At 66.9% G+C, this 24,037-nt stretch carries 21 protein-coding genes; 6 read left to right on the plus strand and 15 right to left on the minus strand.

Going from position 1 to position 24,037, the window contains the following annotated elements:
• Positions 1–35 precede the first annotated feature (35 nt).
• Both AB4851_RS04635 and AB4851_RS04640 read left to right on the plus strand, forming a co-directional pair.
• Positions 36–2,465 carry a TonB-dependent siderophore receptor gene (locus tag AB4851_RS04635; RefSeq protein WP_414449135.1) on the plus strand — a complete coding sequence of 810 codons (2,430 nt, stop codon included), beginning with the start codon at positions 36–38 and terminating at the stop codon, positions 2,463–2,465.
• 79 nt (positions 2,466–2,544) lie between these two features.
• Complete coding sequence (locus tag AB4851_RS04640; protein ID WP_414448633.1) at positions 2,545–4,365, plus strand: ABC transporter ATP-binding protein/permease; 1,821 nt, start codon at positions 2,545–2,547, stop codon at positions 4,363–4,365.
• Positions 4,366–4,476: 111 nt separating this feature from the next.
• On the opposite strand, the gene tldD is transcribed toward AB4851_RS04640, so the two are convergent.
• From tldD to AB4851_RS04670, 6 genes are all read right to left on the minus strand, one after another.
• Positions 4,477–5,949: a metalloprotease TldD gene (tldD, locus tag AB4851_RS04645; protein ID WP_414448634.1), complete on the minus strand. Its 1,473-nt coding sequence runs from the start codon at positions 5,947–5,949 to the stop codon at positions 4,477–4,479.
• A 40-nt stretch (positions 5,950–5,989) separates the two neighbouring features.
• Positions 5,990–7,363, minus strand: a complete 1,374-nt coding sequence (locus AB4851_RS04650) for a TldD/PmbA family protein (protein ID WP_414448635.1) — start codon at positions 7,361–7,363, stop codon at positions 5,990–5,992.
• Positions 7,364–7,502: 139 nt separating this feature from the next.
• Positions 7,503–7,979, minus strand: coding sequence for an ExbD/TolR family protein (locus AB4851_RS04655; RefSeq protein WP_414448636.1), 477 nt, complete (start codon positions 7,977–7,979; stop codon positions 7,503–7,505).
• Between the two features lie 9 nt (positions 7,980–7,988).
• Positions 7,989–8,699, minus strand: coding sequence for a MotA/TolQ/ExbB proton channel family protein (locus tag AB4851_RS04660; RefSeq protein WP_414440732.1), 711 nt, complete (start codon positions 8,697–8,699; stop codon positions 7,989–7,991).
• A 26-nt stretch (positions 8,700–8,725) separates the two neighbouring features.
• Positions 8,726–9,529 carry an energy transducer TonB gene (locus AB4851_RS04665; RefSeq protein ID WP_414448637.1) on the minus strand — a complete coding sequence of 268 codons (804 nt, stop codon included), beginning with the start codon at positions 9,527–9,529 and terminating at the stop codon, positions 8,726–8,728.
• Positions 9,526–9,999: an Lrp/AsnC family transcriptional regulator gene (locus tag AB4851_RS04670; RefSeq protein WP_414442043.1), complete on the minus strand. Its 474-nt coding sequence runs from the start codon at positions 9,997–9,999 to the stop codon at positions 9,526–9,528. The genes AB4851_RS04665 and AB4851_RS04670 overlap by 4 nt, the downstream gene beginning before the upstream one ends.
• Positions 10,000–10,089: 90 nt before the next feature.
• Between AB4851_RS04670 and AB4851_RS04675 the strand changes: the two genes are divergently transcribed.
• The 4 genes from AB4851_RS04675 (at position 10,090) to AB4851_RS04690 (ending at position 13,688) form a co-directional block, all read left to right on the plus strand.
• Positions 10,090–10,410, plus strand: coding sequence for a hypothetical protein (locus AB4851_RS04675; protein WP_414448638.1), 321 nt, complete (start codon positions 10,090–10,092; stop codon positions 10,408–10,410).
• Positions 10,411–10,588: 178 nt separating this feature from the next.
• Positions 10,589–11,170, plus strand: a complete 582-nt coding sequence (locus tag AB4851_RS04680) for a sigma-70 family RNA polymerase sigma factor (RefSeq protein ID WP_414440729.1) — start codon at positions 10,589–10,591, stop codon at positions 11,168–11,170.
• A gap of 44 nt (positions 11,171–11,214) precedes the next feature.
• Positions 11,215–12,153 (plus strand): DUF4880 domain-containing protein, encoded by a 939-nt coding sequence (locus tag AB4851_RS04685; RefSeq protein WP_414440728.1) that lies wholly within the window; start codon positions 11,215–11,217, stop codon positions 12,151–12,153.
• A complete protein-coding gene (locus tag AB4851_RS04690) occupies positions 12,150–13,688 on the plus strand; it encodes a PLP-dependent aminotransferase family protein (protein ID WP_414448639.1) in 1,539 nt (512 codons plus the stop codon). The genes AB4851_RS04685 and AB4851_RS04690 overlap by 4 nt, the downstream gene beginning before the upstream one ends.
• On the opposite strand, the gene AB4851_RS04695 is transcribed toward AB4851_RS04690, so the two are convergent.
• The 9 genes from AB4851_RS04695 to AB4851_RS04735 all read right to left on the minus strand — a co-directional run bounded on the left by AB4851_RS04695 (position 13,664) and on the right by AB4851_RS04735 (position 23,879).
• Positions 13,664–14,545 carry a hypothetical protein gene (locus tag AB4851_RS04695; protein WP_414448640.1) on the minus strand — a complete coding sequence of 294 codons (882 nt, stop codon included), beginning with the start codon at positions 14,543–14,545 and terminating at the stop codon, positions 13,664–13,666. The two genes, AB4851_RS04690 and AB4851_RS04695, sit on opposite strands and share 25 nt — an antisense overlap.
• On the minus strand, positions 14,542–14,889 hold the full coding sequence (gene trxA, locus AB4851_RS04700) for a thioredoxin (RefSeq protein WP_414448641.1): 348 nt from the start codon (positions 14,887–14,889) through the stop codon (positions 14,542–14,544). Before trxA ends, AB4851_RS04695 begins: the two co-directional genes overlap by 4 nt.
• Positions 14,890–15,143: 254 nt before the next feature.
• Positions 15,144–16,442 (minus strand): c-type cytochrome, encoded by a 1,299-nt coding sequence (locus tag AB4851_RS04705; RefSeq protein WP_414448642.1) that lies wholly within the window; start codon positions 16,440–16,442, stop codon positions 15,144–15,146.
• 5 nt (positions 16,443–16,447) lie between these two features.
• Positions 16,448–18,217, minus strand: coding sequence for a GMC family oxidoreductase (locus AB4851_RS04710; protein WP_414448643.1), 1,770 nt, complete (start codon positions 18,215–18,217; stop codon positions 16,448–16,450).
• A gap of 60 nt (positions 18,218–18,277) precedes the next feature.
• Positions 18,278–19,033, minus strand: coding sequence for a gluconate 2-dehydrogenase subunit 3 family protein (locus AB4851_RS04715; protein ID WP_414448644.1), 756 nt, complete (start codon positions 19,031–19,033; stop codon positions 18,278–18,280).
• Positions 19,034–19,453: 420 nt separating this feature from the next.
• Positions 19,454–20,329, minus strand: a complete 876-nt coding sequence (locus AB4851_RS04720; RefSeq protein WP_414448645.1) for a lipid A biosynthesis lauroyl acyltransferase — start codon at positions 20,327–20,329, stop codon at positions 19,454–19,456.
• A gap of 473 nt (positions 20,330–20,802) precedes the next feature.
• Positions 20,803–21,543 carry an SDR family oxidoreductase gene (locus AB4851_RS04725; RefSeq protein ID WP_414442042.1) on the minus strand — a complete coding sequence of 247 codons (741 nt, stop codon included), beginning with the start codon at positions 21,541–21,543 and terminating at the stop codon, positions 20,803–20,805.
• A 159-nt stretch (positions 21,544–21,702) separates the two neighbouring features.
• Entirely contained in the window at positions 21,703–23,157 is a 1,455-nt protein-coding gene (locus AB4851_RS04730; RefSeq protein WP_414448646.1) for an aldehyde dehydrogenase family protein, read from the minus strand.
• Positions 23,158–23,198: 41 nt separating this feature from the next.
• Positions 23,199–23,879, minus strand: a complete 681-nt coding sequence (locus AB4851_RS04735) for a type 1 glutamine amidotransferase domain-containing protein (RefSeq protein ID WP_414448647.1) — start codon at positions 23,877–23,879, stop codon at positions 23,199–23,201.
• Positions 23,880–24,037: the final 158 nt, after the last annotated feature.

Below are 24,037 nucleotides of genomic sequence, written 5' to 3' on the forward strand. Positions count from 1 at the left end.
CGACAGATAACATCACTCGATCAGAACCGCACATGATGAACGTGACTTCTCGTCCCCGCAGGCTGCTCCGCCCCCGCGCCATTGCCCTGGCGATCGCGTCCGCTCAATGTCTCGCGGCGGCAGGCGCGCACGCCCAGACGGCCGGCAAGACTGTCGCCGCCGCGCAGGATTACCACCTGCCCAGCGGTCCGCTCAACCAGGTGCTGATCCAGATCGCCGGGCGCACGGGCCTGCCGCTCTCGTTCGATCCGGCGCTGGTCGGTTCGGCGCGCTCGGCGCCGGTCGAGGGCCGGCTCGCGCCGATCGAGGCGATTCGTCAGGCGCTCGCGGGCACCGGCGTGGAACTGGTCGTCACCGACAGCAATCATCTGACGTTGCGGCGCGCCACATCGCCGGCCAAGGCGCCCGTCTCCGCGCCCGCCCCGCAAGCCGCGGCCACCCAGGCCGAGGAAGCCTCGGCGGAGTTGCCGTTGATCAGCGTGGCCGCAACCCGCGACTCGGGCGGCACCGGCTTTCTGACCGAGTCGTCCAGCACGTTCACGCGCACCGACACCCCGTTGAGCGAAACGCCGAAGTCGATCACCGAAATCAACGCAGCGGTGATTCAGAGTCAGAACGACACGACCCTGGCCGACATCCTGCGCAATGCCTCGGGCGTGATCACCCGGCCGGGCCCTTATGGCGTGCCCGATTTCTCGATACGCGGCTTTACCGGCGCGCCGGTGATGCTCGACGGCATGTCGATGGCCGGCGCGAATTCGACCAACCCGGCCGCCACCTCGTTGATCCCCTCGATTGCGATTGCCAGCGTGGAAGTGGTGAAAGGGCCGTCGGCGATCCTGGCCGGCGACTCGCCGCCGGGCGGTGTGATCAACATCACGAAGAAGCAGCCGCAGGCCGAACCGTTCCATGAGATCCAGATGGGAATCGGCATGTACGGCTACAAGCAGCTCGCGTTCGACAGCACCGGCGCGCTGACCCAGGACGGCAAGCTGCTGTACCGCTTCGTGCTGTCCGGCGACAAATCGACCGAATCCGCCATGGGCTACGACGGCGGCCGGCATGTCTACTTCGCACCCACCATCGAATGGAAGGACGCCCACACCGATCTGCAACTGGGCTACACGCACATCGTCACGCGCGATCCGTTCCCGCAGTTCACGGTCGGCTACGCGAGCGGCGGCTTTTACAACAGCTATTTTCGTCAGGCGCTCGGCAATCGTGAGGATGCCTTCACAACGCGTTCCGACGAGGTGGAGGGCAAGTGGGAACAGAAGATCAATGATCATCTGAGCTTCGTGAACCGCGCGAACTACCTGCGATCGTACCAACACCAGCTCGGCTGGGGCACCGGCTCCACAATCGGCCCCGGCAATTCGCTCACGCTGATCGGTTTCAATTCATCCTCGATCTACTACACGCTGAGCACGCAGAGCTATGCGCGCATCAAGTATGACTACGGCTCGGTGAAGTCCACCACCTTGATCGGCTTCGATTATGGCTACAGCCGCGTGTCGCAGTTCGACGAAAACAACTTCAACATCTTCAATATCCCCAACATCTGGGGAGGCTATTCGGTGCCGCCGCTCTCGGCGGACCTGCAACCGAGCCTGAATTACGCGACCACCCGCAGCGGCCTGTACCTGCAGGAGCAGTTGAATATCGGCCGATTCCACGCGCTGGGCTCGATTCGTCGCGACAACTACCTCTCGACGCTCGACATCATCGGCAACAGCCGGCAGAACGCCGGCACGCATCAGTCCGCCTACAGCCCCAGCCTCGGCCTGATGTATCAACTGACCGACGAGCTTGCCGCCTATGCGAGCTACAACCGCAGCTTCGTGCCCGCCACGGCCATCACGTTTTCCGGCGCGCTGTTGCCGCCCGAGCGCAGCGACCAGGCCGAAATCGGCGTGAAGATGAACCTGCTCGACGACAAGCTCGCCGTGACGATGGCGGCCTACCGCGCCTCGTACACCAACCAGCCGGTCACCGATCCGGTGCACTCGGGCTATTCGCTCGGCACCACCGGTTCGGTGAGCCGCGGCTTCGAACTGGAATTCCAGGGGCAGGTGGCCAAGGGCCTCAACGTGATTGGCCAGTACACCTACAACAACTACCAGCAGAGCTACAACCCCACGCTGCGGGTGAATTTCCCGAAACACACCGCCAGCCTGTGGACCACCTACAACTTCCAGAACGCGACGCTGCAAGGCGTGGGTTTCGGCGTGGGGCTGTACTACGCCAGCGGCCAGGACGCCGGCTACACCGCCGTGCCGGCCTACCACCTGCCCAGCCAGATCGAGACCGATGTCGGCCTGTTCTACCGCAAGAAGCATTACGGCCTGAACCTGTCGATCAAGAACGTGTTCAACCGCAACCTGTACTACAGCAGCACGAGCGCAAGCTTCATCCCGATGGGACCGTCGCGCACCGTGTTGCTGACCGGCACCTACGACTTCTGAGTCTCCCCCGCCGCCGGCGCGCCACGTCGCGATGCCGGCGGCGCGCCGTTCCTCCCCGTCTTGCCCCCCAGCCGAACCCATGTCCGCCCTGCCCCCCACCGATCTCGACTACCGCGAATCCGAAACGCGCGGCAGCCGCCCGCAATCCCGCGTGAGCGAACTCGTCTCGCCCTACTGGCGCTCGTCCGAGGCGCCGCTGTCCGCCGCGATGGCGGCCGTCATCATCGGCCTGAGCTTTACCGGCGTCTATATCGGCGTCTGGAGCAATCAGTGGTCGGGCCGCTTCTACGATGCGATCGGCGCGGCCCGCTTCGCCACCATCCCGCACCTGCTGTTGAGCTTTCTCGGCGTGGTGCTGGTGGCCGCCACGCTGGTGCTGATCGGGTACGTGCTGCACGAACTGCTGGTGCTGCGCTGGCGCACCTGGCTCACGCGCCATCTGATCGACGCCTGGACAGCCCGCGACAGCTATTTCCGCATCGAACGCGACAAGCTGTTCGACAACGCCGACCAGCGGATCGCCGAGGACGTGCGCCTGTTCGTCTCCACCACCCTGCGGCTGAGTTTCTCGATCATCAGCGTGCCGGTGTCGGCGTTCACGTTCAGCGTGGTGCTGTGGCGGCTGACCGGCACGTACACGCTGCATGCGGGCGGCACCACGCTGTCGATTCCCGGCTACATGGTGTTCGCGGTGTTCGCCTATACCGGCGCCACGCTGCTGATCACGCATGTGACCGGGCGCAGGCTGATGTTCCTGAACGCGCACCAGCAACGCGTCGAGGCCGACTTCCGCGCCATGATGCTGCAGATTCGCGACGGCGCCGAGCAGGTGGCGTTCTATGACGGCGCGGCCACCGAGGCCACCCGGCTCAAGCGCAGCTTCGCGCTGGTGCGCGGCAATGCGCTCGACATCATCCGCGTGACCTCGATGGTGATGTTCTCGACCCAGGTGCCGGGACAGATCAGCAGCATCCTGCCCGCCCTGCTCGCGCTGCCGCAAATGGCCGCGCACGGGCTGACGGTGGGTTGGCTGATGCGCGTGTCGTCGGCGTTCGGTTCGGTGGCGGGCACGCTGGCCTTTTTCCCGCAGTGCTACCAGGAGTTCGCCACGTTGCGCGCGGTCACGCGCCGGCTGCTGACCCTGCTCGACGCGACTCATGCGCAGGCCGCTTCACTGCCCGCTTCACAGACCACTTCACTGCCCGCTTCGCCGGCCGCGCCCGGTGAAGCAACCGCGCCGCGGCTCACGCTGCGCCGTCACGACGGCCCCGGCATCGCGGTCGGCGCGCTGCGCCTGACCGATCAGCACGGCGCGACGCTGGCCGGCACGCCGGCATTCGCGATTGCCGCCGGCAGCCATCATCTGATTCGCGGCCGTTCCGGCAGCGGCAAAAGCACCCTGCTGCGGGCGATGGCGGGAATCTGGCCGTACGGCGAGGGGCAACTGTCGATGCCGCCGCGCGAGGCGCTGATGTTCGTGCCGCAGCGCAGCTATATCGCCATCGGTTCGTTGCGCGACGCGCTGGCCTATCCGCTGACCGGCGACACGCTCGATGCGGCGCGCGCCGACGCGGTGCTGCGCCGTTGCGGGCTGGCGCACTATGCCGATTCGCTCGACGTGGTGGACCGCTGGGCGCACCGCCTGTCGGGCGGCGAGCAGCAGCGGCTTGCGTTCGCTCGCATCCTGCTCCAGCGGCCGGCCTATCTGTTCCTCGACGAAGCCACCAGTGCGCTCGACGAGGCCTCCGAGCGCACGCTGTACCGCACCGTGCTCGACGCGCTGCCGCACGCAACCGTGATCAGCGTCGCGCATCGGCCCGGCGTCGCGGCCTTCCACGAGCATGTGATCGAACTCGGCGTGCACGCCGCGACGAAACGCGAGACGATCGACGAAGGCTGATCGCCGCGTGCTCGCAGCCGAGAGATCGCACGAGCCGCTGCACACGACACAACGGCCCCCCGCGACCTGAATCGCGCGGGGCCGTTTTCGTCGACGCGAGGCTCAGGATGCTCAGGCCGTGCCGCCCACCGTCATCTCGTCGATCCGCAGCGTGGGCTGACCGACGCCCACCGGCACGCTCTGGCCGGCCTTGCCGCACACGCCCATCGCAGTGTCGAGCGCGAGGTCGTTGCCGATCAGCCGCACCTGCTTCAACGATTCCGGCCCGTTGCCGAGCACGGTAGCGCCACGTATCGGCGCACCGAGCCGCCCATCCTCGATCAGGAAGGCTTCCGAAGCGGAGAACACGAAGCGCCCGCTGGTGATGTCCACCGAGCCGCCGCCGAGATGCGCCACGTAGATGCCACGCTTGACCGAGCGCACGATCTCCTCGGGGTCGCGCTCGCCCGCGCGCATGTAGGTATTGGTCATGCGCGGCATCGGCAGCGACTGATACGACTCGCGGCGACCGTTGCCGGTGGAGGTGGTGCCCATCAGGCGCGCATTGGTCTCGTCGTGGATATAGGCGCGCAGGATGCCGTCCTCGATCAAGGTGGTGCAGCGCCCCGGCGTGCCCTCGTCGTCCACCGACACCGAGCCGCGGCTGCCGGGCACGGTGCCGTCGTCCACGATGGTGACGCCGGGCGCGGCCACCCGCTCGCCGATCCGCCCCGCGAACGCCGAGGCGCCGCGCCGGTTGAAATCGCCTTCGAGGCCGTGGCCCACCGCTTCGTGCAGCAACACGCCGTTCCAGCCCGGGCCGATCACCACGCTCATCACGCCGGCCGGCGCGGCGCGCGCGTCGAGCTTGCCCAGCGCAGCCTCCACCGCCTCGCGCGCGGCCGCGCGGATCGCCGGGTCGGTGAACATCGCGTAGCCGGCCCGGCCGCCCAGCGTGCGCGAAGCGCTTTCGCGCGCGCCACCGCGCAGCACCTGCACGTTGATGTCGAGCCGCACCAGGGGCCGCACGTCCACCGCGTGGCGGCCGTCGCTGCGCGCGATCACCACCAGTTGGTGGGTGGCCGACAGGCTCGCCTCGACCTCGGCCACGCTCGGATCGCAAGCGCGCGCGTGGCGGTCCACGCGTTCGAGCAGTGCGATCTTGGCCGCCGAATCGAGCGTGCCGAGCGGATCGTCCGCCGGGTAATAGCGTGTCGGCTCGGCGCGGTTCGCCACCGCAATCGCGCGAGCCGGCGCGCCGCCCTGCGCGGTGGCGCCGGAGACGATGCCGGCCGCGCGGCGCAGCGCTTCGGCATCGACGCGCTGCGAGGTGGACAGCACCGCTTGCTCGCCATGCACCGCGCGCAGGCCGAAGCCGGTTTCGGCGTGATAGACGCCGCGCTTGACGGCGCTCTTTTCGAGCGCCCAGTGTTCGGACACCGACGCTTGCACGAACAGGTCGGCGAAGTCGGCATGCGCGCCCATCGCCTGCGACACGCAGCCGAACAGGCCACCGAGATCGAGGCCCTGCGCGGCCAGCAGGGCATGGGCGGCCGCCTCGGGGGTCACGGGGGCCGTGCGGGAAGAAGCAACGGTATCGGGCATGGTGATGGGTTCGGAGGAGGAAAGTGAGGAGAAGGTCATGTCAGGCACCGCCCACGCGCATGGCGTCGATCAACCAGGAGCCGGTGGTGACGTTGCCGCGCGTCAGGGCATCGGCGCCGACCGCCACCAGGCCACACGCCATCTCCAGCAGATTCGAGGCCACCGTGACGCCCGCCACCGGATGGCGGATCTCGCCGCCCTCGACCCAGAAGCCATGCACCGCGCGTGAGAAATCGCCCGTCAGCGGATTGACGCCCTGCCCCGTCATGCCGCCCACCACCAGCCCCGTGCCGAGCCGCGCGAGCATCGCCGGCCAGTCGTCCCCGGCGCGGGTCAGGCTGCTGGACAGACGCAGGTTGGTCGGGCCGATGCAGTGGTCGGCGAGCGCCACGCCGAGCCGGCGGCTGCCGTACAGATCGACGAAATAGGCGTCGAGCACGCCGTCGCGCACCACCGTGCGTGCACGCGTGGCGAGGCCGGCGCCATCCCAGGCACGGCTCCCGATGCCACGCACCACGAACGGATCGTCGTCGAGGCGCACGTGCGGCGCGAACAACGGCTTGCCGAGCGCGCCGCCGAGGAACGAGCGGTGCAGGTACAGCCGCCCCGCCGTCGCGGCCGACAGGTAATCGCCCAGCAGCCCGATCGCGCTCGATGGATCGAACAGCACCGGGCAGGTCCGGGTCGGCACCGGCTTCGCGCCGAGCCGGGCCAGCGCGCGCTTGGCGGCATGGCGGCCGAGCGCTTCCGGATCGCTCAGATCGGTCGCGCGGCGGCAGGTGTCCCACCACCCGTCCACCTGCTTCTGGCCGTCGTGGATCGCCACCGGCGAACAGGCCAGCGAATGCGAGGTCGAGCTGCCGGCCAGCGCCAACCCGTCGCTGTTGGCCAACCAGTGGCGGGTACGCGCGCTCGACACCGAAGCGCCCTCGGTTTGCGGCACGCGCGGGTCCACTGCCAGCGCCGCGGCTTCGATGCGCGAGGCCAGCGTCACCGCATCGTGCAGGCTCAAATCCCAGGGGTGATCGAGATCGAGCGCGTCGGCGCTCGACGGCGCGGCGACATCGGCACTCGACGGTAGGCCGACGCAAGCGTCCTCGGCGGTGATCGCCGCGATCTCCAGGCCACGCGCGATCAGCGCCTGCAGCGCCGGGCCGGACAGGTCCGACGACGCCACGGTGGCGCAACGCTGGCCGCGATACAGCGTGACCGAGATGCCGTGCGCATGACGGAACGCACGCTCGTCGGGCTTGCCGCCGCGTATGGTGACGGACAGCGATTCGCTGTCGTTGACACGCACTTCGGCCGCGCTCGCGCCGGCCGTCAGGGCGAGCGCGAGCACATGTTCGGCGGCGTGTTCGGGTGGCACCGTGGCCTGGGCGGCCACAGTGTCGGGCGGGGCATGGTCTGACATACGGAAGCTCCGGAGTACGAACGATATAAGGGAGCACGCCGGGCCGCGAACGGCCGGCACGGCGTGCGCGCACGAAGGCCCGCTCCGGCGCGCGAAGGCGCGGGAGCGCAAGGCGGAGCCGTCGGGCAATGCGGGAAAATCAGTGCGACGCGGCGGCCGGCGAGGACGTGGCCGGGGCAGCCGGCGGATCGGTCACGAAGTTGATGCGCGACAGGCCGCCGGCCTGCACGCTCGCCAGCAGCTTGGCTACGCGCCCGTAGGGCACGGCTTCGTCGGCGTAGACGTTGACGGCCGGCGGCGGCGCACCGCCCGCACCGGTGGCGCCGGCCGCTGCGGCGGCGATCCGTGCGGCCAGATCGGCAGCATCCACCGGCGTGCGGTTCCACAGCACCGTGCCGTCTGCCGTGATCGACACGTCGATGTCCTTTGGCGAGGGGTCGGCGGCCTGCGCGGTGGCCTTCGGCAACGCCACCTTCACGGCCTGGTTCATTACCGGCAGCGTGATGATGAACACGATCAGCAGCACCAGCATCACATCGATCAGCGGCGTCATGTTGATGTCGTTGACGAAGCCGTCGTCGGCACCCGAAGCGGAGGGATCGTTGAGGATCGACATGGCCGCGCCTCAGGCACCGAGCCGGGCGGCCCGGCTATCGAGGCGGTCCTGCTGCTTGCGGTGCCCCGTGACGTAGAACACGTTGAGCTGGTGCGAGAAACGCAGCAGCTTCTGCCCGACGTTCTTGTTGCCGCGCGCCACGAAGTTGTAGCCGAGCACCGAGGGAATCGCCACGAACAGGCCGACCGCCGTGGTGATCAGCGCCTCGCCCACCGGCCCGGCCACATGGTCGAGGCTGGCCTGCCCGGAGGCACCGATCGCCACCAGCGCGTGATAGATGCCCCACACGGTGCCGAACAGCCCCACGAACGGCGAGGTGCTGCCGATCGAGGCGAGCACCGCCAGGCCGCTTTGCAGGTGCGCCACCTGTTCGTCGAGCGCGTTGCGCACGCAGTAGGCAATCCACTCGCCGCCGCCCAGGCCGTCCTCCAGCAGCGGCTGATGCTTCTGCTCGCTGGCCTCGCGCGCGGCCAGCGCGAGCTGGCGGTACGGATTGTCGTGCGTGCTGCGCTCCAGCGTCTCGATGCCCTCGTCGATCGAGCGCGCGGCCCAGAAGCGCGTGTGCGCGGCCAGGCCCAGGCGCGCGAGGCGCCGGTTCGCCAGCCCCTTCACGATCATCACCGCCCACGACACCACCGACATGCCGCCGAGAAAGATCAGAATGAAGCGGGTGATCAGATCACCCTGTTGCCAGACGTTGGCAAGCCCGTAATGTTCCATGTGCGACTCCAGAAGGCGGACGACGTTCAGTCATCCAGATGAAAGGCGATCGGCTGGCTCGCTTCGACCTGACGCGGCATGCCGTTCTCGAGATAGGGCTGGCAGCGGCCGGCCTGCAGCGCTTCGACCGCGGCATCGTCGAGCGCGGGGTAGCCGCTGGAACGGCTCACCAGCGCGCGGGCGACATGGCCGTCGGCGGCCACCGTCACGCGCAGCGTCACCACGCCGGCCTGGCCCAGCCGCCTGGCCTTGGCCGGATAGACCGGCGGCGGAATCCGGCAACCGAGTCGGGCCATGTCGCCGCTGCTGATCTGCTTGGTGTCGAGGCTCGGGCGGCTGGCGCCCGGCGCGGGCGGATGCGTCGCGTCGTTCGAGGGTGTCGCGGCGGCGGCCGGGGTGGCCGATGCAGCGGGCTGCACCGTTGCGGACGTGGTGACCGATGGCGGCGGAGCCGCAGCGGCAGGCGGCGCGCGGCGCGCCACCTCGCGCGTGGACGGCGCCTCGGTGTTCAGCACCGGCGGCGCCTTGGTGTGCGCCGGTGCCTTGCGCGGCGTCGCCACCGGACGTGGCACGGGCACCGGCGCTGGCGGTGCGGGCGATACCGGTGCAGCGGCGGCCGGGCGGCTGACCAGTTGCACCGCGATCGACCGGCCGCCGCTCGCGGCCGACGCCGACGATTCGAGCTCGATGCGGGTGTGGTGCACCAGCAGCCAGATCAGCAGCCCATGCGCGGCGATCACCAACGCGATCACCGCGTCGCGCGGCTTCGGCCTCGGCAGCGCGCGCGGGATGGCGCGCCCGGCCTGGCGAGGCGAAGTGGCCAGCGTCATGCCGGCACCCCGCTGCTGTATACCAGCGGCAACGCCGTGGTGGATTTGATGGTTTCCATCGAGAAGCTCGAACTGACGTCGTGCAGTTCGACGATGCCGATCAGCCGTTTGTAGACGGCATCGTAGGCCGCGATGTTCGGCACCACCACCTTGAGCAGGTAATCGACCTGCCCGCTCATGCGGTGCACCTCCACCACTTCCGGAATCTCCACCACTGCGTCGCGAAACGCCTTGAGCCAGGCGGTGCCGTGATGCGCGGTGCGAATCAGCACGATCACCGTCACGGCCAGGTTGAGCTTGGCCGCGTCGAGCAGCACCACGCGGCGGCGGATCACGCCGTCCTGCTCGAGGCGCTGGATGCGCCGCCAGCATGGCGTGGTCGACAGGCTCACGCGCTCCGCGATCTCGGCCACCGAACAGGTGCCGTCTTCCTGCAGGATTTCCAGTATGTGTCGATCGGTTCGGTCTATCACGATGTCCTCCGCCGCGCGCGGCTCCGGGATGGGCGCGCGGGGATCGCGGCGCGCCTTCACCGGGTATGTCGAACGAGGCGAACCAAAGTGATACCGTCAGACGAAAAAAAATTCCGCGAATCGGCCCGCGCGGCGCATGCAGACGCGCCGCTTGCGGCAAATACGCAACGGCCAATGCGCGAGCAATGGAATTTCATGCTCGACAAGCAACGATTTGCCGGCAAAAAGGGCATGCCATATCTTGACGACGCGCGAATCGCGCAAAGCCGCACAGCAACCGGCCCGTCAAAAATACGGCGCGCTAAGATCGGCTCGCATCGTCAGGCCACGGGCGGCCGTCGCACGATGCGTCCGGCCAGGCGTCCCGACGATCCCCGAGTGGAGATGCGCGATGAATCCGCAGACTGATAACGAACGCAGGAATCCTTATTTCGACAGGCGAGCCGGCGTCCTTATACTGCGTCGTCGCGCGGATCGGCGGCGTGCGACGCACGCAACGCCGTCACGAAATTGCGCAACGACTTGCCGTGTATTTTTTTGCTCACGGTAAAGTAATGACGAACTGCAGGATCGGAACGGTTACGGTATGGACGCGATAGTCTCAGACGCGGTAGCACTGCAGGCGCCCTGCGCGAGCGCGGACGAGCCTCGAAACGCCAGCGCCGCCGAAGCCGGCGATCTCGCGTACCGCAACCAGTTTCTCGCCGCCGAGTTCGCGCACAGCTATCGCTGGCTCAAGCAGACGCTGCGCCGCCAGGTGCGCTGCCCCTCGGAAGCCGAGGACGTGGCCTCGTCGGCCTTCGTCGAATTGGCCACGCTGCCCGATGTGCGCGCGGTGCGCGACCCGCGTGCGCTGCTCACCACCATCTCGCGACGCCTGGTGTTCGACATGTGGCGGCGCCGCGATCTGGAAACCGCCTATCTGGCCGCACTGGCCGCCGCCGACGAACCCAGCACGCCCTCGCCCGAATCGGTGCTCGAGGTGGTGCAGACCCTCGTCAACGTCGATCGCCTGCTGCGCGGCCTGTCGCGCAAGGCACGCCAGGCGTTCCTGTACAGCCAGTTGGACGGGCTGACCTACCGCGAGATCGCCGAGCTGCTCGGCGTGTCCGCCAGCATGGTGCGCAAGTACATCGCGCAGGCGCTGGCGTGCATCCTGGCCGCCTGAAGCAACTGATTCGCATTCCATAACGACACGATCAACCCGCCCCCTTGAACGATCCCGTCAAGTCCGCCATTGCCTGGGAAGTGCTGTTGCGCTCCGGCGAAGCCACCGCCACCGAACGCGCGCATTTCGACAGCTGGCGTCAGGCCAGCGCTGCCAACGAATCGGCGTGGCAATCGCTGCAGCGCAAGCTCGGGCCGTTCCGGCAACTGGCGGACGGCGGTGCGCACGCGAGCCGCGATGCGCTGCTGCATGCGGACCTGCCGCGCCGGCGCGCATTGAAGACCGGCCTGAAGACGGGCCTCGGCCTGACCTTGCTCGGCGCGTTCGGCTATCGCTCGCTGCATTCGCTCGGCTACGACGCAACCTTCCGCACCGGCATCGGCGAACAGCGCACCATCGCGCTCGGGCCGGATGCCAACGCGCGGCTCGACGCCGGCAGTTCGCTGTATCGCGTCGGCGCCTCGGCCGGCGACGCCTGGCGGCTCGACGCCGGCTGCGTGCTGGTGGACGCGGCCTTGCGGGCCGACGACGCCACGCTGGTCACCGCCACCGCACATGGTTCGTTCGCGCTGCGGCGCGGCCGCTACAGCCTCGGCGTGTTCGACGATCACTCGATGCTGGCGGTGGCGCAAGGCGAAGGCACACTTGCGCTGCGCGATGGCAGCCGACATGTGCTGCGCGCGGGGCAGACGCTGCGCTTCTCCGGCGAGCGGCTGCGCGAGGCGCGCGAATCGGTGGCAATGGCACTGGCCTGGACCGGCTCGATGCTGATGGCCTCCGACCAGGCGGTGGGCGACGTGCTCAGCGTGTTGCGTCGCTACCGCACCGGTGTGATTCGCGCCAGCGAGGCGGCTGCGCGACGGCGCGTGAGCGGCGTGTTCAACCTGCGCGATCCCGACGGCGTACTGCGCCAATTGGCCGAAGCGCTGCCGCTGCGCATCGACATGTACGGCGACTACCTCGTGCTGATCCGCGAAGCGTGAACCCGCCTCCTCTCGTCGCCGTCGGCGCGCGCCGGGCTGGAGCCGGCTTCGTGCTGGACCGCGCCGCGCTGGCGGCGCTGCCCGATGCGTCGAAGCCAGGGCTGGTGGAACAGATCTTCGCGGCAGTGCAGCGCGCGATCCGCGCCCGGCAGCTCGCCGAAGGCGCGCGCCTGCCGTCGCTGCGCGAGGTGGCGGCAAATTGCGGCGTCAGCCGCGACACGGCCGCGCGCGCCTACGACCGGCTGGTCGCGCACGGCTACCTGACCACGCGGCGCGGCGCGGGCTTCTACGTGCGCGCGGGCGCCGGCAACGCGGCAGGCACGAGCGGCGCAGAAGCGCCGGGTTCGCAACGCGCGCCCCCCGCTGCCGCCATTCGGCGCGGCCTGCCGCTGCCCGCCTCGATCGACTGGCGGCAACGCCTGCTCGACCCGCAAGTGCCGCTCGCGAGCCGGCTCGGTGCCGGCGAGCTGCCGGCCGCCTGGATCAATACGCCGGCCGTGGCGGACGCGTTTCGCGGCGTGGCGCGCGGCAACCTCGACTGGGTTCACGATCACGGCGAGCCGCAGGGTTACCTGCCGCTACGCGCGCAGATCGCGCTGCGGCTCGATGCGCTCGGCATCGGCACGACGCCGGCCCGGATCGCCACCACGGTGGGCGCCACCGACGCGCTGAACCTGATCGTGATGGCCTATCTGCGCACGCCGGGAGAGCCGGTGCTGGTGGACGACCCCGCATCGTATCTGCTGCTGGACCGCCTGATGGCGTCCGGCCTGAATGCCGTGCCGGTGCCGCGCGACACCGACGGCCCCGACCCGGAGGCCCTGCGCGACGCCTGCGAGCGCACCGGTGCACGCATGTACATCTGCAACACCGGCCTGCACAACCCGACCTCGGGCGGGCTGTCGACGCACCGCGCGTTCCGTGTGTTGCAGCTCGCCGAACGGTACGACCTCACGGTGGTGGAGGACGACTGCTACGCCGACCTGCTGCCTGCCATCGGCCCGCTGCCGCAGACGCGGCTGGCGGCACTCGATCAGTTGCGGCGCGTGATCTATGTGGGCAGCTTCTCGAAGACGCTCGGCGCCGGGCTGCGAGTCGGCTATATCGCGGCGGATGCCGAACGCATCGCCTGGCTGTCGCGCTACAAGTCGGTCAGCCGCGCCTCGAACGGCAGCCTGTCGGAGCGGATCGTCTATCGGCTGCTGTCGGAAGGCGCGTATCGCCATCATTGCGAGCAATTGCGGGCCCGGCTGGATGCGGCGCGGCCGTTGCTGCGGCAGGCGCTCGACGCGCTCGGCATCGAGGTCGCGCATCGCGCGGAGCAGGGCATGTATCTGTGGGGACGGCTGCCCGGCGCCGCGCCCGACGCCAGCCAGATTGCCACCGCGCTGCTGGCGCAGGGGCATCTGTGCGCGCCGGGCGCGATGTTCTCGCATCAGCGCGAGGCGGCCGCCTTCATGCGCTTCAACGTCGCCTCCGCCGGCGACGTTCAGGCGTGGCGCGCGCTCGCTCAGGCATTGGCCGGCGCGGCGTAGCGCGCGAGCAGCGCCAGCAGGCGCTCGACTGCCCAGCGGGTGGCCTCGCGCACGCCGCTGCGCCCCACCTTCATGCGCTCGCGCAGGCGCGCCTCGTCCGCCGGCGCCTCGATCGCGTAGATTTCAAATACGGTGCGCGTGTCGTCCGGCTTGTCGGCCAGATGGCGTTGATAAATGTCGTCGAGCGCGGCCTTCACACGGGTGTCGTCGTCCTCGGTCCAACCGAACGCGCGCAAGGCCTGCAGGTCGCACACGCCGGTCAAGGCCCGCAAGGTATCGATCAGCGCCGCCGGCGAGGCCTCCGGGTCCCAGCCAGCGGCTTCCACGCCAGCCGCGATCGCCGCGACGAAGCCGTCGCCCGGCGTCGCGTCGGTCAATTCGACCGCCGCGCGCCGCAGCGCTTTCCACGCGGCCGGCGAAACCGTGTCGCCGTTTGCCCGGGCCGCGTGCGCGGCGGCGACCTCGCCGAGCAAGTGCGCCAGGCGCGGGGCCTGTCCGGCCGGTAACGCTTCAACCAGCCGGGCCAACAATGCGCCCATCATTTCGCTGCCCAGCGCACTCAGATCGGCACCCACCGGCACCGCCTCGAACAGCGTTTTGGCGATATCGACGGCGGCTTCGCGCGAAGCCTGCATGGCGCTCAGGTGATCGATCGCCAGCGCGAGCCAGGCCGGCAGGCCAAGCACGCGCGGGTACGCGTCGAGGTCGGCATCGCACAATACGCAGCCGGCGGCGCTGCCACCATCGCCGTGCCAGGCGAACGGGCCGGGACGCAAAGCGCCGGACTCGGCACCGGCCGCGAGGCGTTCGAGCGCAACAGCCTTCAGCGCCGCGTCGTCGTGATAGGCGCGCATCATCGTGCACCCTCCAGCGCTTCGAGGTGCGCGTCGACAAACACTTCGAGGCGAGTGCGCGATTGCACACCGACCACGCGCGCGAGCTCACGGCCGTTCGCGAACAGCAGCAGCGAGGGCAGGCCGCGCACCGAATGCTCGCTCATGGTCTGCTTGTTTTCGTCGGCATTGATCTTGACGACAGCGAGGCGGCCCGCATAGGCGGAGGCCAGTTCCGCGAGCACCGGGGCGAGCATCTTGCAGGGGCCGCACCAGTCGGCCCAGAAGTCGACGAGCACCGGAATCGGCGATTGAAGGACGGCTTGCGCGAAGCTGTCGTCCGTGACGGGCGGCGTGAGCGTGGTCATGTTGGGGCTCGCAGAAAGCGGACCCGCGCACGCACGGCGGCATGCCCGCGTGGCGCGATCCGGAATGCCGCCGCGACACGCGGCGACGGGAAAGGCAGCTTAATGCCGTGCGTTCCCGCGGATCACGCCAGTGACGCGTTGGGTTGGCCGACTGTCATGACGGGCTGGGCATGACAGTCGGGGGGATGTCGGTTCGACAACGAGCGATGTGCTTCATCGGCATCGTGACGATGCGATCCAAGCCCCCCTACGACTCACCGCCCGGCAGCAGCCACCGGCCCCAACGTGCGCCGAACCTTCTCGACATCCTGCGCGCTGACGGCACCCGCATGATTGGACCACGCACCACGCACGAAGCTCGCGAGTTGCGCCGCCTCGTCGTCGCTCAGGCGAGCGGCGAAGCCCGGCATCGGCAGGACCGACGGCGCCTTCTGCGTGGAAGGGGTGCTCGCGCCGGCCAGGATCACGTGGATCAGGCCGGTCGGGTCCGCTGCATTGACCACGGTCGCACCGTCGAGATGAGGGAACACGCGTGGCGCGCCCCGGCCGTTTACGAAGTGACAGGCGCTGCAGTTGTCGATATACAGGCGCTCGCCGAGCGTCAGATTTTGCGCCGCGGTCAACTTCGCGGTCGTCGCGTCGGCGCCGCTCGCGCCGATCGCCGCACCTTGAACCCCGGCGCCATCCTTTGCCTGCAGCGTCTTGAGATAGGCCGCGATATCGGAGAGGTCCGCGTCGCTCAGATGCGACGTGCTGTTCTCCACCACCGAGGTCATCTCGCCCGCCACGGCCGCGCGGGCATTGCGTCCGGTCTGAAGATAGTCGACCACATCCTGCTGGCTCCACTGGGGCATGCCGCGCAGCGACGGCACGTTCCAGCCGTTGAGCTTGCCACCGGACAGAAAGCGGGCGTCGCTGCCGTCGAAGGCTTTCTCGTTCATCGCCACGCCACGCGGCGTGTGGCAACTGCCGCAGTGTCCCAGGCTTTCCACGAGATAAGCGCCGTGTCGCACCTGCTCGCTCGCTCCATCCGGCGCGGTGAACGGCTTGTCGGAGGTGAATGCCCAGTTCCAGAGCGCCATACCCCAGCGCTGGTTGAACGGGAAGCTCAAGCGGGTGATGGGCGCGGCATCATCACTCGGTGCCACACCGTGCATGAAGTACGCGTAGAGCGCATGAACGTCGCTGTCCGTGATTTTCGCGTAGGACGGATACGGCATCGCGGGATACAGATGCGAGCCGTCGGCGCGAATGCCATGACGCAACGCCGTGGCAAATTGCTGCTCGGTGTAGTCGCCGATCCCGCTCTTCTTGCTGGGGGTGATGTTGGTCGAATAGATCGTGCCGAGGTCGCTCAGAATCGGCAACCCGCCCGAATACGGCGCGCGGCCCTTGACGGTATGACAGGCCATGCAATCGCCGGCACGCGCCAGATATGCACCTTGCTTGATCAGGTCCGCATCGGCGGAACCGGCCGGCTGCGCCTGCGCCGAGGTGGCGCCGAATGCGGCGGCAGCCAGCGCCGCCGCAATGAAAGTCTTGAATGAGGTCATGGCGTTCATGCTTGGACGAGCGGGCCCGGATTCTTGAGGTACTGCTCCTTGATCGCACGCGCGGCAAACAACGTGATCGCCCCGATCGTCGCGGTCGGATTCGCCTGGAAGTTTTGCGGGAACGCATTGCCGCCCGGCACGAACACGTTGTGCACGTCCCAGCTTTGCAGGTAGCGGTTCAGCGCGCTGGTTTCCGGCGAATCGCCCATCACCGCGCCGCCCACGTTGTGCGTCGACACGTATTTGGTGATGTCCCAATGCGAATCCATCGCCAGGAAGCTCTCGCTGTAGCTGTCGGGATTCAGCTCTTGGGTGAGGTTCAGGACGATCTTGCGCAGATACTGCTGAAGCTTCAGTTCGTTCTGCTTCCAGTCGAACGTGATGCGAAGCAGCGGCTGCCCCCAGGGGTCCTTGTACGTCGGGTCGAGATCGACGTAGTGATCGCGGTACGACATGCAGCTCGTCGTGATGCTGATTCGCATCGAGTGGCCATACCAGTCCTGCATCCCTTCCTTCCAGCCCTTGCCCCACGATGGCGTGCCATGCGGCAGCGCGGTGCCGATGGGCGCGCCCGTCGATTGCGCGCTCTGGATCTTCGCGCCACCCAAAATGCCGAGCGACGGGCCGTCGAAGTTGCCGGGCGAAATGTCGTTGAACAGTTGCCCCGTCGCACCGGCGGTCGCGAACGGATTGAAATGCTTGTCCTTGAAGAACAGGCTGGCTCCCCCGTTGCTGAGGAATGCGTAGTTACGCCCGACGACGCCTTTGCCACTGACCGGGTCATAGGGCTTGCCGATCCCGGAAAGCAGCATGAGACGAACGTTGACGAACTGGAAGCCGGCCAACACGACGATCTTCGCCGGCTGGAACACTTCGTTGCCGTGGGCGTCGGCATAGGTCACGCCCTTGGCGGTCTTGCCATCCGCATGCAGCTCCACGCGCAGCACGTTCGCATTCACGCGGTAGGAGAAGTTCGGCATGCGCTTGAGCGCATCGAGCACGGCCGTTTGCGGCGATGCCTTGGAGAAGTTGAGGCACGGGTACTTGCTGCAATAACCGCAGTAGTTGCACGGTGCGATCTGGTTGCCGTACGGGTTGGTCCACGCGCGCGAGACATTGGCGGACGGGTTCGAGAACGGGTGATAACCGAGCTTGCGCGCGGCGTCAGAGAACATCGTGTTGTTCAGCGTATCTTCGAGCGGCGGCAGCGGCACCGGGTTGGAGCGCGGCCCCTCGAACGGATCGCCGCCTTCCTGAAGCTTGCCGCGAAGGTTGCCGGTGACGCCCGACATGCCGCACACCTTTTCGAAGAAGTCGTAGTGCGGCTCGATCTCGTCCCAGGAAAACGGGAAATCCTGCACCTGCATGCCGTCTTCGAGCTGGCCTTTCTTGTACGCCTGGTCGGCATACGTCTTGAGCTTGAGGTCGGTGGGTGTCGGGCGAATCAGCACACCGGTCCAGTGCAGGCCCGAACCGCCCACGCCCGTTCCCGGCACGAAGGCGCCCCACTTGCGGGTGGGCAATGCGGTGTCGTTGGTGCTGTGGCGCACGGTCAGGGCGCCGTCTCGCGGCGTCACCATGATCTTGTTTCGCACGCCATAGGCATACTGGTCCGCCGGCTTGGGGTAGGCAAAATCCGCGTTACTGCGATCTTCTCCGCGCTCCAGCGCCCGGACCTTCAGCCCCGCCTGGGCAAGCTCGATGCTCATGAGCGAGCCGGCCCAGCCGAGCCCGACGACGACAACGTCGACGGCATCATTAGTGATCTTTGCCACGGTGTTCCTCGTTGAATTCTGCGTCGATGGCGCATCGCTGCGCCGTATCAAAAGTGCCGCTCAAGCCCGCTGGCCGTTCAGACTCACCGGCCCGAGCGGATACTTGACGTTGTGCTGCGACACCCATTCGAGAAAGCTGGCGCGTGCGCCGGGAAAACCGATGGCAATCCATGCCTTCATGCCCTTGTTGCCGCCGTACATCGGATCGGACAGGTAACCGTTCTTTGAATCCGCAAGCATCTGCCCGAAGAATTGCCCGGCCGTGAGCGCGGGTTCGCCGTCGTCGGAAAATGCCACCTGCGAGGCGGCCAAGGCCGCCATCACGGTGTCCTGAGCGGCCGTGTCGAGCTCGTGGAAGCGCTTGTGCAAGGTTCGGCGGCAATAGCTGTCGGTCAGGGCGATGCCGCGCCGGTAGATCTCCTGCGGCGTATATGGCAACTGATAACCGAGCTCCTTGGGGGCGTGCGTGTTGAACGGCCCTTGCAGATAGATTTCTGCGCCCAGGTCGCCGTGCAGTTGCTGATCGATAAAGATCGGCACATTGGTTTCGAGCGCGCCGGGGCCACGCCCATCCGCGGGGATCAGCCGGTCGCACGCCGAGAGCAGGAAAGACCACTCGTCGGCAGAGAGAAACTCGGGGCGATAGGCGGCGAGATCGGGGGCTGCCATGTCGGCGGCATCCGCAGCACTCAGCGTATTGACGAGCACGCCCAGCGTGGGCAACGCCAGCACGGCGCCTAGCAGGAATTTGCGTCTAGAGATCGCGACGTCTGATGACATGTGAGGAAAATTTCTGGTATCGACGATGGGAAGCATCCGCACAATCTCTAATTGACAATGGCGATCGACGCTTCTATTCGGACAGAAACGTAACACACACTAATATTCAGGTAAACAGATGTCACACATCGTACAAATAGACGATGCGGCTGTTGGGCCGGCTTGCTCGAGTGGGGTAGCCCTGCTGCAACACCGTTTCGGCCTCGCTGCCGGAGGACGACCCGTAAAACTGTTGTGTGGAGTTTTCGGCGTGCAGGGGGAACACAGGCGCGGCTGAATGCAAAGCGCATGGTTCGGGTGATGCGCATGCGGCGCCTCGGCCGCTGCGTCGTCACGGAGGAAAGGTCACCGTCGGGTCAAGCTTCGATGCTCGATGGATTCAGCGTGACGCGGGCAGCGCCAGATCCCCTGCCTTGCCATCGGGAATTCGGCGATCGTCCGATGCGACCGGCGTCGTCAATACACGCCGGGCTCACCCGCCGGACGATTCTTGAACCGTCGATGCACCCAATAGTATTGATCCGGAAACCGCACGATCTGCGCTTCGAGAAAGGCATTCATCTGCCGCGCGTCGATCAACGCGTTATCGGTCGGATAGCCCTCCAGCGCTTCGAAGATCGTCAGCTTGTAGCCGCGAAAATCCGGCAGCACTTCCGTGACGAACGGAACGACGCGTGCGCCGCTCAACTTCGCCAGGCGCGACACCGACGTCAAGGTGCAAGCCTGAACGCCGAATAGCGGCGCAAACACCGAGCCGGCGATGCCGTGGTCCATATCCGCCGCGAGCATCACCGGCGTTCCGGCACGCAGCAGTTTGACGAGCTGTTTCGCGCTGACGCTGCGTTCGATCATCTCGGCGCCGAAGCGTCCGCGCTGACGTTTGGCGAGATCGCACACGCGACGGTTCGACATGCGCGTGTAAAGCGCCGCAACAGGCAGCGACGACGAATAAAGCATGCAACCCACCTCGATGCCGACGAAGTGGAAGCCCATGAAAATCGTGGGCGGCGCATTCGGGTCATGGAGATCGATATGGCTGTCCAACACGACCAGGCGCTGGATCGATCGCGCGCTGCCGAACCATTGGAATCCGCGCTCCAGGTAACTGCGCACGACATGCTCGAAATGCATGCGCGCCAGCAGTTCGCGCTCTTCGTCGGTCTTCAGCGGAAAGCAGAGGAGCAGGTTGACCCGCACGACGTGTCTGCGCCGGCTCGGAATGCGATAAAGCACGGTACCGAGCCCGCTGCCGATTCTCGCGACCAACGCATACGGAAGGACGGACAGGAGCCGCAGCAGGCCGAGCATCAGCCAGTACCCCAAAGCATTCATGATGGACTTCCGTTTTTGGAGGGGTCGGGCGTCTCGCCTCGAAGCGCCGCAGGTTGTCAAGGCGGCTTGGTAAAACAGGACATCGCCACCGCCGGAAGATACATCGATGGCTTTCCCCACCACATTACTGAGCATTACTGATCATGACGAACCCTGCGACACGGAACGCTCGATCCGCATCATATAGGTCTTGTGTGCGCGATACGTATCTACATTGTGACTTTTTGCTCCGCGGGCATCGGCGGATTCGTCAGATGTTCGCGATGCACCTCCGATCGGCCTCGGAAAATTAGGAAACCTTAATCCTGGATAGTCGGCGAAGCCAGCACGGCCACGATAACGAACCTCGACTTACCCGCCACTGACTCGCGCAGCACCGTCTGCCGCGCAGACCGGGCGGCCCGCCTCCACCGGGCCCTGGCCCTTGTCGAGCAACGGGTTTGCGACTTTGACCTCCCCCGCCCCCTCCGGAACTAGAATTCCTGTTTAGTCGGGCGCAACACGATCTCGTTGATATCGACGTCGTTCGGTTGCTCGATCGCAAACGCGATGGCCCGCGCCACCGATGAGGCGGGAATCGCCTGCCGATAGAAATCGAGCACGGTATCGCGTGCGCCACCCGAGGTGCTGTGCTTCAGTTCGCTGTCAACGGCGCCCGGCTCGATCGATGTCACGCGGATATGTTCGCCAACCTCCTGGCGTAAACCCTCCGAGATGGCGCGCACGGCGAACTTGGTCCCCGAATAGACGGTGCCCCCCGGCGCGAACACCTTGATGCCGGCCACCGAACTCAAATTGATGATGTGCCCGCCCTGCTGCGCGATGAATCGCGGCAATACCGACGCGATGCCATACAGCGTGCCCTTCACATTGACATCGATCATCGCATCCCATTCGTCGGTGTTGACCTCGGACATCGGTCGAATGGGCATGATGCCGGCGTTGTTGATCAGGACGTCGAGGCGACCGAAATCGGCGACGACGCCGGCCACCACCGCTTCCACCTGCTGCTTGTCCGTCACGTCGAGCGCATAGGCGCGCACGGCATGTCCGGCCGCGCCGATCTCGGCGGCGATCGCGTCCAGCTTGTCCTTGCGTCGCGCCGCGATCGCCACTTTCGCCCCGAGTGCGGCCAGGTGGCGCGCCGTTTCCTCGCCGATGCCCGTGCTGCCGCCCGTAATCAGGACCACCTTGCCTTCGATGTTGTTGCTCATGGAATCACCTCTCAAATTCAATCGATCATCGTGATCGGTCGCGGCCCGCCCCGGGTCGCGACCACTGCTTCATGCGGTTCAATCGCGGCTCGGCTTACGCGGCACCGGGGTCGTTCACTCGCTCCCGGATCATCACGACGCAAGCGCTCATGGCGGCCCTCACTTGCGAATCAGGACGGTTTTCGGATTCGTGAACAGCAAACGCCCTTCGCTGCCGTGTTCCGTGCCCAGGCCCGACTGCTTCTGCCCACCGAACGGAATGTCGACGCCCTGCGTGTGAATTTCGTTGACCCACACCATGCCGGTCTCGAGGCGATGGGCCACCGCCGCGGCCGCGCGGGTGTCGCGCCCCCAGACCGATCCGCCGAGCCCATACGGGCTGTTGTTGGCGCGCTCGACCACGTCGTCCACGTCGTCGTAGGCGATGATCGGCACGATCGGCCCGAATTGCTCCTCCTGAACGATGCGCGAGGTTTCAGGCGGGTTGTCGACCACCGTCACGGGGATGAAGTAGCCGGGCCGCGACGCATCGACTTCGCCGCCGAGCACCACCTTCTGGCCGTTGGCCTTGATGTCGTCGAGGAAGGTCTTCACCTTGTCGAACTGCATCTTGTTTTGAACCGGGCCGACCGTCACGGCGGGATCGAGCCCGTCGCCCATCTTCTGCTGCTTCGCATACTCGACGAACGCCGCGACGAAATCGGCATGGAACGAACTGTGGACGTAGAGCCGCTTGATGCCGACGCACCACTGGCCGGAATTGCCGACGGCGCCCCAGAACAGTTGCGGGATGATCGAGCGATAGTCGGCATCGGGCAGCACGATGGCCGCGTCGTTGCCGCCCAGCTCCAGCGTCACGCGCTTGATGGTGCCGGCGGCGGAACGCAGCACGTGCTTGCCGGTTTCCGTCGATCCGGTGAAGCTGATTTTCGCGATGTCGGCGTGGCCCGTCAGTTGCGGCCCCAGCTCGTTGCCGCCGGACACGACGGAGAGCACGCCGGCCGGCAATACCGTCTGCGCGATCTCGCCGAAACGCAGCGTCGACAGCGGCGTGAACGGCGACGGCTTGATCACCATCGTGTTGCCCGTGATCAGTGCCGGCGCCACCTTCCACAACGCCAGCAGGACCGGGAAATTCCACGGCGTGATCGCGCCGATCACGCCAAGCGGCGTGTGATGGAGTTCGACGACGTGCGTATCGGTCTCCTCGACGATCTCGACCGGAATCCGGCGCGCCGCGATCTGGCGAATCCACGAAATCGACTGATCGACCTCGGGTTCGGCCATCGTCGCGAGCGGCTTGCCCTGTTCCTGCGTGAGCAGGCGCGCCAGCTCGTCGCGATGCGCCTCCAGCGCGTCGGCATACGCGTTCAGGTAAGCCTGCCGCTCCTCGTAGCGCAAGGCGGACCACGTCTTGAAAGCGGTTTTCGCTGCGGCGATGGCCTCTTCCATGTGCTCCGGCGTGGCAGCCGGCGCTCGCGCCAGGACCGCGCCGGTGGCGGGATTCATGACATCGAAAAACGAGGTCGCGGCAACCTGCCTGCCTGCGATGCTCAGGGTGTAGGGGCCATCGAACATGGCGTGGGACCGATTGACTTGCGTGGTGGTGGACATGGGGTTCTCCGGGTTTCGGTTGGGTTGGCTTGCGCCTGCGTTCAGCGCGCGAGTTCCGCCATCAGGCGAGCGGCGGCCTCGGCGGACGACGCAGGGTTCTGGCCGGTAATCAGCAGGCCGTCCGCCACCACGTACGAGCCCCAATCCGCGCCCTTCGAATACACGCCGCCGTTGGCCTTCAACATGTCTTCCACCAGGAACGGCACCACATCGGTCAGCCCGACGCCGTCTTCCTCGGTGTTGGTGAAGCCCGTCACCTGCAGGCCTGCGACGACGGGGCGTCCGTCCGGCGACTTGACGTCACGCAGCACACCCGGCGCATGGCAGACCAGCGCCACCGGTTTGTTGGCGGCGAGGAACGCCTCGATCAATGCGATGGAATGGGCGTCCTCGGCGAGGTCCCACAGCGGGCCGTGGCCGCCGGGATAAAACACCGTGTCGAAGTCCGACTCGGACACGCTGCTCAGACGCACGGTGGCGGCGAGTTGCGCGTTGGCGGTGGCATCGGCCTCGAAGCGATGGGTCAGCTCGGTTTGAAAGGCCGGCTCATTGCTTTTCGGGTCCAGCGGAGGCTGACCGCCCTTCGGCGACGCCAGGACGATTTCCGCGCCGGCGTCCTTGAATGCGTAGTAAGGCGCGGCCAGTTCCTCGAGCCAGAAGCCCGTCTTCTTGCCGGTGTTGCCCAGTTCGTCGTGAGAGGTCAAAACCATCAGCACTTTCATTTCGCTGCTCCTGTCAAAAACGACTGCGTCATTAAGTAGACCAGTCGTCTAGTTTCAATGTAAAAAAAAGCGTGCTCGCTGTTCCTGCCGTGCCGGCACAAGCAACGACGCACGTGCACGATCGCTTCACAAGCCAACCGTGGGTGTTCCATGTCGGC

It is taken from the genome of Burkholderia sp. 22PA0099 (genome assembly GCF_047497165.1).
Lineage (GTDB): Bacteria > Pseudomonadota > Gammaproteobacteria > Burkholderiales > Burkholderiaceae > Burkholderia.